A 13236-nucleotide genomic window follows, 5' to 3' on the forward strand; every position below is an offset into this window, starting at 1 on the left:
TAGTCAGGCAATCTTGGCCAGCATGGCAGCTTCCGTCGCCTCGTCCCACGCCAGTGGATAGAGGCTGCGCGCCGAGACCAGCAGCTCCGGCCGACCGCCCCACAGCGCGATCTGTTCGCGCACCGTGGCGAAGTCCACGCTCATCAGCACCGCCGGTGCGTTGACGCGCGGGTTGTGGCGCGCCGTCGTGTACGGCAGCAGGCCGAGCCAGCGGCGATAGAACGCGACGTGCCGCGGGTTGACCTCGATGATGAGGCGCTCGCAACGCGCACGGCGATGGGCATGCAGGTAGCCGAGGTGGAAGACCTGCGCCAGCACGCGCCGTGGGTCATGGGAATGCTTGTCCACCGCCAGGCTGCCGAACTCGCAGAGCGTGACACCGGTGGAACGCCATTCGGCCAGTTCGGCCGCGAAGAGAAGGTCGGCTTTCAGCCCGTCCGCACCATCGAAGCGCACGGTCAGCGTGCCCACGATCTTCTCCCCGTCGCGCGCGGTGCAGACCACGTCGCCCGCCTCGTTGCGGCTGCTGAAGCGCTCACGTGCCACGGCCAGGCCACGGTCGGCGTAGCGCCGCTCCACCAGCCCGAGGGCCTCGCCCTCCAACTCTCCGAAGTCGCTGTTCAATTCCAACGGCGGGCCGCCGAAGGGATTCAGCGGCGTGCGGCGGCTCTCTTTGAAGCTAGGGATCATCACACTACGTCCTTGGCGCCCAACGCACCGAAGCGGCGAAGTCTAGGCATTCGCACGTGACTTTTCCCCATGGCTCACAGCCCGATACAAGTGATTTCCCGGGCAGCTTGGGTTTACCCGCCCCCCAGAATGAGTGAACAAGCCGGCGCCGCCCCTGGCTTCGAGCGGCGCGACGGCCAAGAAAAAGGCCGCGCATCGCGTGGCCTTTGCGTGCGCAGCCGCAGGGCTCAGACGGTCGCGTAGCGCGCCGCCAGGCGGTTCATGTTGGTCATCGACAGGCGATGCATCTCGATCATCGCGATGAGGCCATTGCGGTGCAGTTGCAGCACCTTGTCGTCCGGCAACTCGGCGTACTTCTTTTCGTCCAGGGCCAGGAAGCCCTCGACGTCCAGCTTCTCGCCATTCGGCAGCGTCGCCTCGAAACGCATGTCCTGCAGCAGGTCCATCTCGACGAGCAGGTTGCAGATCAGGCGGGTGCGCTCGGACTCCTGCTCGAAGTTCTCGAGGAAGTTCTTGGCGTTGACCAGGAACTCGGTCGGCTGGCCGTCCTTGAACAGCGGCTCGCCGGTCGTGTCGTTGAAGCCGGCCCACTTGCTGTCGTAGCAGACGGCCAGGTTGTTGACGTTGCCGTCCAGGCGGGCCATCGCGAACGGGTAGCGGCGCACATAGGCCGGCACGTAGTTGCCGGTCCACTTGTCGCCCTCGACGTAGAGGTTGGAACCCGGCTTCAGGCCCAGCACGGCCAGCGGTGCCACCGGCGCCTTGCCGTCCGCGCCCGGCTCGCCGGCGCGCACGAAGACGATGGGGAACTCCTTGCAGGCATCGCCGAACTCGACGGCGGCCAGGAAGACCGAGTTCTGGTCGGCCACGCGGGTCACCGCGGCCAGTTCGGTGTCCAGCTTCAGGTTCTTGTGGATTTCACGGTCCAGCGGCAGCAGTTCGCCGTACATCGGGGGGTTGCTCATGTTTCTCTCTCTCCAGGTTCGGCCAGACGACTGACCAGCACTTTGTCTACACGCTTGCCGTCGAGGTCCACGACCTCGAATCTCCACGCGTCCCACTCCACCACATCGGTCGTGCGCGGCAAGCGCCCCAGCAGCAGCATGATCATGCCGGCCAGGGTGTTGTAGCGGCCACGGTCCTCCTCGGGCAGTTCCTTCAGCGCCAGGCGGTCCTTCAACTCGGGCACGGGGATCAGGCCGTCGATTAGCCAGCTCCCGTCCTCGCGTTGCACCGCCCAGGCATCGCCGTCGCTCGGGGCATTGAACTCCCCGGCAATGGCTTCCAGCACGTCGCGCACGGCGATCACGCCCTGCACCTCGCCATACTCATCGACGACGAAGACGAGCGGCGCGTCCGACACGCGGAAATGTTCCAGCAGCTCCATGCCCGACAGCGTCTCGGGCACGAACAGCGGTGGCTCCAGGCCCGCCGTCAGGTCCAGCGGCAGGCCTTCGAGCATGCCGGCCAGCAGCGCCGGCGCATTGGCCACGCCCAGCACCTCGGTCAGGCCGCCGCGGCATACGGGATAGCGGCTGAAGCCATGCTCTCGCAGCACGGCCAGCACCTCGGCCGGCGTCGCGTCCACTTCCAGCCAGGCGATCTCGGTGCGCGGGATCATCATCGAGCCGACCTGGCGCTCATCCAGCCGGAACACATTGCGCACCATCTGGTGCTCATGCTGCTCGATGACGCCTGCGTCCAGGCCCTCTTCCAGGCTGGCGGCGATCTCTTCTTCCGTCACGCCGCGCTGACCCCGGTTGCGCAGGCCCAGCAGCCCGAGCGTCGCCTCGGTCGAGAAGCTCAGCAGCTTCACCAGCGGCCGCGTCGCGGTGGAGATGACGTTCATCGGCGGCGCGACGAGGCGGGCCACGGTCTCCGGGTAGATCTGCCCGACGCGCTTGGGCACCAGCTCGCCGAAGACGATGGTCAGCAGCGTGATGATGATGACGACCATCGCCGTCGCGGCGATCTGCGTCGCCTCCGGGTTCAGCCCGAAGCTGCGGCTCAGCCATTGCGACAGTGGGCCGGAGAAGGCCGCGTCGCCGACGATGCCGTTCAGCACGCCGATGCCGGTGATGCCGATCTGCACGGTCGACAGGAACTTGGTGGGGTTGTCGTGCAGGTCCATCGCCGCCTGCGCGCCGCTCTCGCCGCCCTCCACCATCACCTGCAGCCGCGCCTTGCGGCTTGCCGTCAGGGCCATCTCCGACATTGCAAACAGGCCGTTGAGCAGGATCAGGAAGAGAACGAGTGCGGTATCCATCAATGGCGCCACGCCAGGGAGCCCGAGGCGGCGCAACGTCTAAAACGAAGCCCGGGAGACTAGCAGATGGCCATGACGGCGCCCATCGCACATTCCCTGTGGCCGCGCGGCCCGCGCCGCAACATCCGGAGAAGGAACAATCGGGCCATTGCCCCGACCCATCCCCGCCAGACGCCGACGGCCCGACGCCTGAACGCCGCCCACGGCGCCCAACTCAACGCATGAACTACCTGATCGGCGATCTGCAAGGCTGCTGCGACGCGCTGGAGCGGCTGCTGCAACGTCTGGACTTTTCCCCCTCGCGCGACCGGCTCTGGCTGCTGGGCGACCTCGTCAACCGCGGCCCTGAGTCGCTGGCGACGTTGCGGCGGCTGCAGGGCCTGGGCAACGCGGCGACCTGCCTGCTGGGCAACCACGACCTGCACCTGCTCGCGGTGGCCCATGGCGCGCGGCGCGTGCACCGCAGCGACACGCTCGCGCCCGTCCTCCACGCCGCCGACCGCGACGCGCTGCTCGATTGGCTGAGGCACCAGCGCCTGGCCGTCTTCGAGACCGGCTGGCTGATGGTGCACGCGGGCGTGGTGCCGCAATGGAGTCGTGACGACACGCTGGCCGCGGCCGCGGAGGTCGAGGCTGTGCTGCGCGGCCCCGCACTGAGCGACTTCCTGCACGTCATGTACGGCAACGAGCCCGTGCGCTGGTCACCCGACCTCGCCGGCGTCGAGCGGCTGCGCTTCACGGTCAACGTGCTGACGCGGCTGCGCTTTTGCGCCGCGGACGGCACGATGGACTTCAAGACCAAGGACGGCGCCCGCGCTGCACCCGAGGGCCTCATGCCCTGGTTCGACGCGCCCGGGCGGCGCACGGCCGACACGCCCATCGCTTTCGGCCACTGGTCGACGCTGGGGCTGCTGGACCAGCCGATGCTGCTGGGCTTGGACACCGGCTGCATCTGGGGCGGCCAGCTGACTGCCGCGCGTGTCGACGGCAACCGGCGGGAGATCATCCAGGTGCAGTGCGAACAGGCGCAGGCGCCGGGCTCGTAGAATGCGCACCCTTCGGAGGCTTGGGGGAGCGGTTTAACCCAACGGTCTTGAAAACCGTCGGCCGGTCAAACGGCCCGTGAGTTCGAATCTCACAGCCTCCGCCAATTGATCATGCGAAGCGCCAAGCCGGCGCCGCTACTTGACCTGCACCCAGGCAAGCTCCAGCCAGTTGTCGGGGCGGTGCACCGCCGTGACGTTGGCCCGCGCCGCCCAGGGAATGATCTGGCGGTGCAGCGGGATGACGTTGACGTCCTCGCGCAACGCGGCCAGCGCACCGCGGATCTGCTGCTCGCGCTTTTTTGGATCCGGCTCGATGCTGCTCTGCGCGGCCAGCGCGTCGGCCTTGTCATTGCGGAAGTTGCCGTAGTTGTAGTTGCCCACGCCCTTGTCGCCGCGGTTGCGGTACAGCGGCGTCAGGATGGTTTCGGCATCGGTGATGCTGCCGCCCCAGCCGTACATGTAGAGGCTGGTGTCGAGCTTCTCCAGCTTGGGGAAGTACTGCACGCGCGGCATCGCGTTGACCTTGACCTTCACCTTCAGCTGCGCCCACATCGCGGCCAGCGCCGAGCAGATCTGCTCGTCGTTGATGTAGCGGTTGTTCGGGCAGTCCAGCGTCACCTCGAAGCCATCGGCAAAGCCGGCCTCGGCCATCAGCTTGCGGGCGGCGGCCAGGTCGTGGGGCAGGCGCATTTCCAGCGCCGGGTCGTCGAAGGCCGCGTTGCTCGACGGCGTCAGCCCACCGGTGGGGACGGACATGCCGCTCATCAGCTTGGACTTCAGCGCCTCGACGTCGATGGCCTGGTAGAGCGCGCGGCGCACGCGCAGGTCCTTGAAGGGGTTCTTGCCGCCCGGCACATTGGCGTACAGCAGCTTGTCGCGCGCCTGGTCCATGCCGATGAAGACGAGCCGGTTCTCGGGGCCGTCGATGATCTTCACGCCGGCCGTGTTGCGCAGGCGCGCGACGTCGCGCGGGGCGGGGTCGTGCACGAAGTCCACCTCGCCCGAGACCAGCGCGGCCAGCCGCGTCGCGTCGCTCGTGATGGGCGTGAACACGACCTCCTGCACATTGCCCACGAACTTGTTCCACCAGTTGGGGTTGCGCTTGAGCACCGTCTTGATGCCAGGTTGGCGGGTGACCAGCATGAACGGGCCGGTGCCGTTGGCGTGCGTCGCGGCGAAGCTCTCTTCCTTGTTCTTGAAATCCAGCGGCTTGGTCACGCGGTGCGTCTCGGCCCACTTGCGGCTCATGATCCAGAGCTGGTCGATGTGCTGCAGGAAGATGGGGTTGAAGGTCGCCAGCTGGAAGTCGACCGTCAGGTCGTCCACGCGCTTGGGAACCCCGACCGCGTTCGCGTAGACGGCGATCTGCGACGTCGGCTCCTTGGCGCGCTGGATGGAGAAGACCACATCGTCGGCCGTCAGCGGCGTGCCATCGTGGAACCTGACGCCGGCACGCAGCTTGAAGCGCCAGGTCAGCGGGCCGGTCTGCGTCCACTGCTCGGCAAGGCCCGGCACGAGTGCCAGCTTCGCGTCGCGGCTGGTCAGGCGCTCATAGATCTCGGCGTTGACCATGTTGGTCACCGTCTCGTTCTGCGAGTGCGGGTCCATGGTCTGGGGGTCGGCCTGGCTGGCCCAGCGCAGCGTCTGCGCGGAAGCGCCCTGTGCCAACCCCGCCAGCGCCACGAGGGCCATCCCAATCCATCGCTTCATTGCCAATCTCCCAACTGCCAGACGGGGCAGTTTAGGAGGCCTCGCAAAGCCCTTTGGTTACCGTTTGCCGTTCGGGTTCCAGAGCTCTTCGAGGTGGGTGAAGCCCCAGTTCTCCGGCGGCTCGCGGCCGGCGATGCGGTCCGTCGCGCCCGGCGCGCCGAGGTCCACCGCCTGCACCGGGATGGGCATGCCGGCCTTGGTGGAGTAGAAGACCTTGACACGCGGGGCGATCAGCGAGGTGGGGTTCTGCTCGACCACGACGGCCAGGCGCCCCGATTGCAGGCGCACCAGCGTGCCCGTCGGATAGATGCCGATGCTCTTCACGAAGGACTGGAAGATGACCGGGTCGAAATGCCCTCGCCATTGCGACATGCGTTGCAGCGAGCCGGCGGGGTCCCAGGCGTTCTTGTAGGGCCGCGTGGACGTGATGGCGTCGTACACGTCGCAGACCGCGCCCATGCGCGCGAAGCGGCTGATCTGGTCGCCCTGAAGCTTGCGGGGGTAGCCCGAGCCATCCATCTTCTCGTGGTGGTGCAGGCAGACGTCCAGCGCCGAGGCCGGCACCCGGGCGCCGTCCTTGAGCAGCTCCCAGCCGCGTTCCGGGTGGCTGCGCATCACGTTGAACTCGGCGTCCGTCAGCGCGCCTGGCTTGTTCAGCACCTCCAGCGGCATCTGCATCTTGCCGACGTCATGCAGCAGGCCGGCCAGGCCGGCTTCGCGCACCTCCTCGTCGGGCATGCCCATGTGGCGGGCCAGGACCACCATCAGGCCACACACCGCCACCGAATGGAGGTAGGTGTAGTCGTCCTTGTCCTTGAGCCGTGCCAGGCTGACGAAAGCGGATGGGTTGCGTGCCAGCGAGGACGTCACCTCGTCGACGATGGGCAGGCAGACCTCGCTGTCGACGGCCCTGCCGAGGCGGGCCTCGCCGAACAGCGCGATGACCGCCCCTTTGGCGCGGCCCAGCACCTGTGCCGCATGATCGAGTTCGTCCTCGATGGTGGCCCGCGGCGGCCGCGGGGCCGGCGCGGCCGGAGGGATCGAGGCGGCGGGGACGGGGGCCTGCCCTGCCACAGCCGGGACCGGCTCGGAAGCCTCGGCGACCGGGATATCGCCCCCCTTGCTGACGTCGATCCACACCGCCGGCACTCCGCTGGCCTGCAAGGCCGCTAGGTCTGCCGCGTCGGTCAGCACGAACCGGGTCTTCCAAAAGGGATGTGACAACCAAGCGCCTTCCAGCGATTGGAGGAACATCCCCAGCCTCACATCGGCGGTCCCGATCTTCTTCAACATGACAGCGGCGTCCGTGTGAGCGCAGTATGTCCGTGCCCGGTCGCCGCCGCCATGCCGCCTTGCACGATTCCCGTGAAACAGCCAACAAAAAGCCGCCTCGAAGGCGGCTTGTCGTCAGCGCGGGGCCGGGATCAGCGGAACTTGGGTTGCGGCACGGTGGCCAGTTCGGACGGCAGCGTGCTGATGTACTTGGCGATGGCCTTCAGCTCGGCGTTGCTGAACTGCTTGACCTGGCCCGCCATGACGCCGTTGGAACGGCCCACGTTGTTGTTGCGCTCGGTCTTGTAGGACTTCAATGCGACGGTCAGGTAGTCCGCATGCTGGCCGGCGATCTTGGGGTAGCTCGGGTCGATGGGCTTGCTGAAGTTGGCGCCGTGGCAGGACACGCAGGCGCCCTTGGTGAGCAGCTCGGCCACGTTGGCCGGGGCCGCTGGCACGCTCTCGGGCACGGCGGGCAACTTGGCCTGCTGCTCGTAGAAGGCGGCCACGTCGGCCATGTCCTGCTCGGTCAGCGAGGCGGCGATGCCGTGCATCGTCGGGTGCTTGCGGTCGCCCTTGGCATAGGCCTGCAGCGCAGCGACGATGTACTTGGCGTTCTGGCCGGAGATCATCGGCACCTTGTGGATCTCGGGGAAGCTGGCCTGGTAGCCCACGATGCCGTGGCAGCCGATGCACATCGCAATCTTCTTCTCGCCGGCTTTCACATCCTGGGCCTGGGCGCTGAAAGCACCGAAGGCCGTGGCCAGGGCGAGCGAGATCTGCAGCAGTTTTTTCATGGTCCCGAGGGGTGTCGTGTCTTGAGCGGCGGCGATTATAGGAGGCCTCCTATACTGGCCTGGCCCCCTTTCAGTCCGGGTTTTGCCCCGGTTTTCCCCATGAAATTTGCAGGTTCCGACCAGTACGTCGCCACGGCCGACCTGATGCTCGCGGTCAATGCCGCGGCCAAGCTGCAGCGCCCGCTGCTCATTAAGGGCGAGCCCGGCACCGGCAAGACCATGCTGGCCGAAGAGGTCGCCAGTGCGCTGGGCATGCCGCTGCTGCAATGGCACATCAAGAGCACGACCAAGGCGCAGCAGGGCCTGTACGAATACGACGCCGTCAGCCGGCTGCGCGACAGCCAGCTCGCCGGCATCGAGGGCAGCGACCGCGTGCGCCACATCGAGAACTACATCGTCAAGGGCGTGCTGTGGCAGGCCTTCGAGGCAGACCAGCCCGTCGTGCTGCTGATCGACGAGATCGACAAGGCCGACATCGAGTTCCCGAACGACCTGCTGCGCGAGATCGACCGCATGGAGTTCTACGTCTACGAGACGCGGCAGCTCATCAAGGCCAGGCACCGGCCGCTGGTGTTCATCACCAGCAACAACGAGAAGGAACTGCCCGACGCCTTCCTGCGCCGCTGTTTCTTCCACTACATCAAGTTCCCCGACGCCGCGACGATGCAGAAGATCGTCGACGTGCACTTCCCGACGCTCAAGAAGGACCTGCTGACCGCGGCGCTGAAGAACTTCTACGACGTGCGCAACCTGCCGGGCCTGAAGAAAAAGCCCAGCACGTCGGAGCTGATCGACTGGCTCAAGCTGCTGGTCGCCGAAGACGTGCCCGTTGATGCGCTGCAGTCCAAGGACGAGAAGGTCAGCATCCCGCCGCTGGTGGGCGCGCTGCTGAAGAACGAACAGGACCTGACCCTGTTCGAGAAGCTCGTGTTCATGCAGAAGAACAACCGCTGATGGCACAGGATTTCGACCGCGCGATGCGCGAAGGACTGGCCGATGCCATCGGCTTCGTCGGCGGCGCCCTCGCGGGCTGGTGGCTGGGCCGGCAGTTCGGCATCGACTTCATCGCCAGCGACGACTGGAACGTGCAGCAGATGGGCGCCCTGGTGCTCATCGTCGTCGGCTGCGGCGTCGGGCGCTGGGTGGCACGCCGGCTGATGCTGAAGGACAAGCCTTGAGCCAGGCACTGCGTCCGATCGAGCCCGTCACCCTCAGCGCCGGGCCCATCCGCCTCGAGCCCCTGTCCCTCGACCATGTGCCCGGCCTGCAGGCTGCCGCCGCCGACGGCGAGCTGTGGAACCTGCGCTTCACCAGCGTGCCCGCGCCCGCCGAGACACGCACCTATGTCGAGACCGCGCTGGCGGGCCAGGCCGCCGGCCACCGCCTGCCCTTCGTGGTGCTGGACGCCGCGAGCGGCGAGGTGCTGGGCTCGACCAGCTATCACGACATCGTCAGTTCAATAGCTCGCGTCGAGATCGGCTACACCTGGTATGCCCAGCGCGTGCAGCGCAGTGCCGTCAACACGACGGCCAAGCTGCTGCTGCTGACGCACGCGTTCGAGACGCTGGGCGCCCAACTCGTCGGCTGGCGCACCGACAACTTCAACCACGCGTCGCAGCGCGCCATCGAGCGCCTGGGCGCCAAGCGCGACGGCGTGCTGCGCCACCACGCGCTGCGCCGCGACGGCACGGTGCGTGACACCGTGATGTACAGCCTGACCGTCGGCGAGTGGCCCGAGGTCAAGGCCCACCTGAATTGGCAACTGATCCGACAGAGACCATGAGCAAAGCCAAGGCCTTTGATGTTGATGCACTCTGGGCCTTGGATCGCATCGGCGAACCCAGCCTCAGCCCCGACGGCGCCCAGGCCGTGGCCGGCGTCACCCGCCACTCGATGGCGAACAACAAGGCGCAGAGCAGCCTGTGGCTGTTCTCGACGCTGGGCGGCGCGCCGCGGCGCCTGACCGAGGCGGGCGAGAAGGACGGCAACCCGCAGTGGAGCCCGCGCGGCGACCTGATCGCCTTCACGGCCAAGCGTGAGCAGGCCGGCGTCAAGGACGACGAGGCCCAGCTCTACGTCATCGCCCCGGACGGTGGCGAGGCACGGCGCGTGGGCAGCGTGCCGACCGGCGTCGAGGCCTTCAAGTGGTTCCCCGACGGCCGCCGCATCGCCTTCGTGTCCTGGGTGTGGCCCGACCGCAAGGCCGCGGCGCAGGCCGAGGCGCTGAAGGACTTCAAGGCCCGCAAGGAAACGGCCTACGTGACGGACGAGGCCCTCTACCGCTTCTGGGACCATCACATCCCCATGGGCCGCGTGCCGCACCTGCATGTGATGGATGTGGCCACCGGCAAGGCGCGCGACCTGTTCGAGGGCACCGCCTGGGAGCTGAACCGCGCCGAGCCGGATGCCAACACCTTCGACATCGCGCCCGACGGCCGGCGCATCGCCTTCGCCTTCGACCCCGGCGCCGAGAAGAAGCTGGACGGCCGCTTCGCGCTGGCCGAGGTCGACGTGCGGACGCGCCGCGTCGACACGCTGCTGCAGGATGCGGACTGGCATTTCGCCGCGCCGCGCTACAGCCATTCCGGCGCCCACCTCGCCTTCCTGGCCAGCCACCAGGCGCTGGGCCACAACCAGCCGGATCGCCTGGCCGTGCTGGACCAGCGCGGCCACTGGGCCGTGTTCAGCGGCGACTGGGACCATGAAGTGGCCGCGCCGCTGCACTGGGCCGAGGACGACCAGCATGTGCTGTTCGCCGCCGAGGACCGCGGCCGCCGGCACCTGTGGCAGTTCGCGCTCGGCGACCGCCAGGCCGACATCGTCTTCGAAGGTGGCCACGTCGGCAGCTTCGCGCAGGCGTCGGGCTTCACTGTCGTCAACCACGACGGCATGCAGTTCCCGCCGCGGCTGTCGGTGCTGGACGGCGAGGCCGTGCGCCGCATCGAGGCGCTGAACGACGAGCGCCTTGCCGCCCACGCCTTCGGCCGCCACGAGGAAGTGACGATCACCGGCGCGCGCGGCGACGCCGTGCAGATGTGGCTGACCTACCCGCCCGGCTTCGACGCCAAGAAGAAGCACGCAGTCATGCATGTGATCCACGGCGGCCCGCACACCGCCTTCGGCGACAGTTGGCATTGGCGCTGGAACCACCAGGCCTTCGCAGCGCAGGGCTACGTGGTCGCCTGCGTCAACTACCACGGCTCCTCCAGCTTCGGTCACGAGTTCCTGGACTGCATCACCGGCCGCTGGGGCGAGTACGAGCTGCAGGATGTCGAGGCCGGCACGGACTGGCTGCTGAAACAGCGCTGGGTCGACGGCAAGCGCATCGTCGCCACCGGCGGCAGCTACGGCGGCTACATGGTCGCGTGGATGAACGGCCACGTGGCGCCCGGCCGCTACCAGGCCTATGTCTGCCACGCCGGCTGCTACGACTGGCAGGCCATGTACGCCGACGACGCCTACAGCTGGCACCGCAAGGAGCTGGGCGCCGCCTACTGGGACGACCCGCAGAAGGTCGCCGCGCAGAGCCCGCACGCCTTCGCCCGCCACTTCACGACGCCCACCCTCGTCATGCACGGCGCGCTGGACTACCGCGTGCCCGACGCGCAGGGCCTGGCCTACTACAACACGCTGAAATCGCTGGGCGTGCCGTCGCGCCTGGTGTGGTTCCCCGATGAGAACCACTGGATCCTGAAGCCGCACAACAGCCGGCTCTGGTATGGCGAATTCTTCGCCTGGCTGGACAAGCACGTCGTCAAAGGCCCTGCGCGCTGACGATGCAGCGCCGCCACCTGCTGCAAGCGCTCGCCGCATCCGCGGCCCTGCCCTCGTTCGCGCGCGCCGAGCCGGCGCGCGCCGACCTGGCGCGGCTGCAGGCCCATCTGCGCTTCCTTGCGGACCCCTTGCTCGAAGGCCGCGAAACCGGCACGCGCGGCTTCGACCTTGCCGCCGCTTACGTGGCCAGCCAGTTCGCGCAGCTCGGCCTGAAGCCGCTGGGTGACGGCGGCAGCTACGCGCAGGCGGTGCCGTTGAAGACCAGCCGGCTGGCCGCACCGTCGCCCGTGTTCGAGCTGTGCCGCGATGGCCGCTGGGAGCGCCTGGCCTGGCTCGACGAGTTCAGCACCCGCGCCGACATGCGGTCCACGCACAGCGACGTCAGCGCGCCGCTCGTCTTCGCCGGCTACGGCATCACGGCGCCACGCTTCGGCCTGGACGACTACGCCGGGCTGGACGTCAAGGGCCGCATCGTCGTCGTGCTGTCGGGCCGGCCGCCGGGCATGCCGAACGAGGAAGGCGCCCACTTCGGCAATGCCCGCACCAAGCAGGAGCTGGCGGCGCGCCACGGCGCCATCGGCCTCGTCACGCTGGCCACGCCGCGCAGCGAGATCGTCGCGCCCTTCCACCTGGCGCGGCAGTACGCGGACAGCACGGCCATGGACTGGCAGGCCACCGATGGCCGCGGCGGCAGCGAGGTCCCCGGCATGCTGGCGGTGGCGACGGTCAGCGTGCAGGCCGCGCCCAGGCTGCTGGTCGGCCTCGGCCGCGGCTACGCCGAACTGGTGGCCGACGTCGAAGCCGGCCGGCCGCTGCCGCACGGCGCCCTGGGCCTGGACGCGCGCCTGGTGCGCGACAGTGTCCACGGCCAAGCGTGCAGCCACAACGTCGGGGGCCTCATCGAGGGCCGCCACCCGCGGCTCAAGCGCGAGTTCATCGTGCTGAGCGCCCATCTGGACCATCTCGGCAAGCACGGTGACGTCGTCTACCCTGGCGCGATGGACAACGCCGTGGGCATCGCCACGCTGATCGAGGTGGCGCGACTGCAGGCGCCCAGGCCCGCGCCGCTGGATCGCTCGGTGCTCTTCGTGGCGCTCACCGGCGAGGAGAAGGGCTATCTGGGCTCGACCTATTTCGCCCGCCACCCGCCCGTACCGGCGGCGGCGCTGGCAGCGGCGGTCAACATCGACATGCCCATCCTGCTGCACGACTTCAAGGAGGTCGTCGCGCTCGGGGCGGAGCACTCCACGCTGGGGGCTGCGGTGGGCCGCGCCGCGGGCCGGCTCGGCCTGCAGACGGCGCCCGACCCCCAGCCCGAGCAGAGCCGCTTCACGCGCTCCGACCAGTACAGCTTCGTGCGGCAGGGCATCCCGGCCGTCATCCTCGGGCCGGGCGGCGCCTCCTTCGACGCCGGCGAGGACGGCAACGCGCTGATGCGCGACTTCCGCCGCCAGCGCTACCACCAGCCCGGCGACGACCTCGCCCAGCCCTTCCACTGGCGTGCCATGCAGCGCTTCGCGACGCTGCAATCGGAACTGCTGACCGAGCTGGGCCAGCAGCCCGAACGGCCGCGCTGGCTGCCGGGCAGCTTCTTCGGCGACCTGTACGGCCGGCCCGGCGGCTGATCGCCCGCGGAACGCCTCGCCGCCTACATGGACACGCAGGCAGCACCTGCATAATC

General features: G+C 68.3%; 12 protein-coding genes and 1 tRNA gene. 7 read left to right on the forward strand and 6 right to left on the reverse strand.

From position 1 onward, the window contains the following. Positions 1-3 precede the first annotated feature (3 nt). From ASD35_RS23165 to ASD35_RS23175, 3 genes are all read right to left on the reverse strand, one after another. Complete coding sequence (locus tag ASD35_RS23165) at positions 4-690, reverse strand: hypothetical protein (RefSeq protein WP_056877266.1); 687 nt, start codon at positions 688-690, stop codon at positions 4-6. A 227-nt stretch (positions 691-917) separates the two neighbouring features. Then, complete coding sequence (locus ASD35_RS23170; RefSeq protein WP_082580375.1) at positions 918-1655, reverse strand: SapC family protein; 738 nt, start codon at positions 1653-1655, stop codon at positions 918-920. Continuing rightward, positions 1652-2956 carry a hemolysin family protein gene (locus ASD35_RS23175; protein ID WP_056877268.1) on the reverse strand — a complete coding sequence of 435 codons (1305 nt, stop codon included), beginning with the start codon at positions 2954-2956 and terminating at the stop codon, positions 1652-1654. Before ASD35_RS23175 ends, ASD35_RS23170 begins: the two co-directional genes overlap by 4 nt. A gap of 221 nt (positions 2957-3177) precedes the next feature. Here ASD35_RS23175 and ASD35_RS23180 point away from each other — a divergent pair, with 221 nt between their 5' ends. Further along, on the forward strand, positions 3178-4002 hold the full coding sequence (locus tag ASD35_RS23180) for a symmetrical bis(5'-nucleosyl)-tetraphosphatase (protein WP_056877269.1): 825 nt from the start codon (positions 3178-3180) through the stop codon (positions 4000-4002). 14 nt (positions 4003-4016) lie between these two features. Then, positions 4017-4106 (forward strand) — tRNA-Ser (locus ASD35_RS23185). Positions 4107-4137: 31 nt separating this feature from the next. On the opposite strand, the gene ASD35_RS23190 is transcribed toward ASD35_RS23185, so the two are convergent. The 3 genes from ASD35_RS23190 to ASD35_RS23200 form a co-directional block, all read right to left on the reverse strand. Continuing rightward, the gene (locus ASD35_RS23190; protein ID WP_056877270.1) at positions 4138-5712 is read right to left on the reverse strand and encodes an ABC transporter substrate-binding protein; all 1575 of its coding nucleotides are present in this window, start codon (positions 5710-5712) and stop codon (positions 4138-4140) included. Positions 5713-5769: 57 nt separating this feature from the next. After that, positions 5770-7005: an HD-GYP domain-containing protein gene (locus ASD35_RS23195; protein ID WP_056877271.1), complete on the reverse strand. Its 1236-nt coding sequence runs from the start codon at positions 7003-7005 to the stop codon at positions 5770-5772. A 131-nt stretch (positions 7006-7136) separates the two neighbouring features. Continuing rightward, a complete protein-coding gene (locus tag ASD35_RS23200; protein WP_056877272.1) occupies positions 7137-7781 on the reverse strand; it encodes a cytochrome c in 645 nt (214 codons plus the stop codon). A gap of 99 nt (positions 7782-7880) precedes the next feature. On the opposite strand from ASD35_RS23200, the gene ASD35_RS23205 reads away from it, so the two are divergent. The 5 genes from ASD35_RS23205 to ASD35_RS23225 are packed head-to-tail and all read left to right on the forward strand — an operon-like array spanning position 7881 to position 13180. Beyond that, entirely contained in the window at positions 7881-8735 is an 855-nt protein-coding gene (locus ASD35_RS23205; protein ID WP_056877273.1) for a MoxR family ATPase, read from the forward strand. After that, positions 8735-8959: a hypothetical protein gene (locus ASD35_RS23210; RefSeq protein ID WP_056877274.1), complete on the forward strand. Its 225-nt coding sequence runs from the start codon at positions 8735-8737 to the stop codon at positions 8957-8959. The genes ASD35_RS23205 and ASD35_RS23210 overlap by 1 nt, the downstream gene beginning before the upstream one ends. Next, the gene (locus tag ASD35_RS23215) at positions 8956-9564 is read left to right on the forward strand and encodes a GNAT family N-acetyltransferase (RefSeq protein WP_369819235.1); all 609 of its coding nucleotides are present in this window, start codon (positions 8956-8958) and stop codon (positions 9562-9564) included. Before ASD35_RS23210 ends, ASD35_RS23215 begins: the two co-directional genes overlap by 4 nt. Beyond that, positions 9561-11555 (forward strand): S9 family peptidase, encoded by a 1995-nt coding sequence (locus tag ASD35_RS23220; RefSeq protein WP_056877275.1) that lies wholly within the window; start codon positions 9561-9563, stop codon positions 11553-11555. Before ASD35_RS23215 ends, ASD35_RS23220 begins: the two co-directional genes overlap by 4 nt. 2 nt (positions 11556-11557) lie before the next feature. Beyond that, a complete protein-coding gene (locus ASD35_RS23225) occupies positions 11558-13180 on the forward strand; it encodes a M28 family metallopeptidase (protein ID WP_056877276.1) in 1623 nt (540 codons plus the stop codon). The last annotated feature ends 56 nt before the right edge of the window (positions 13181-13236 follow it).

Source organism: Pelomonas sp. Root1444 (genome assembly GCF_001426885.1).
Classification (GTDB): domain Bacteria; phylum Pseudomonadota; class Gammaproteobacteria; order Burkholderiales; family Burkholderiaceae_C; genus Pelomonas.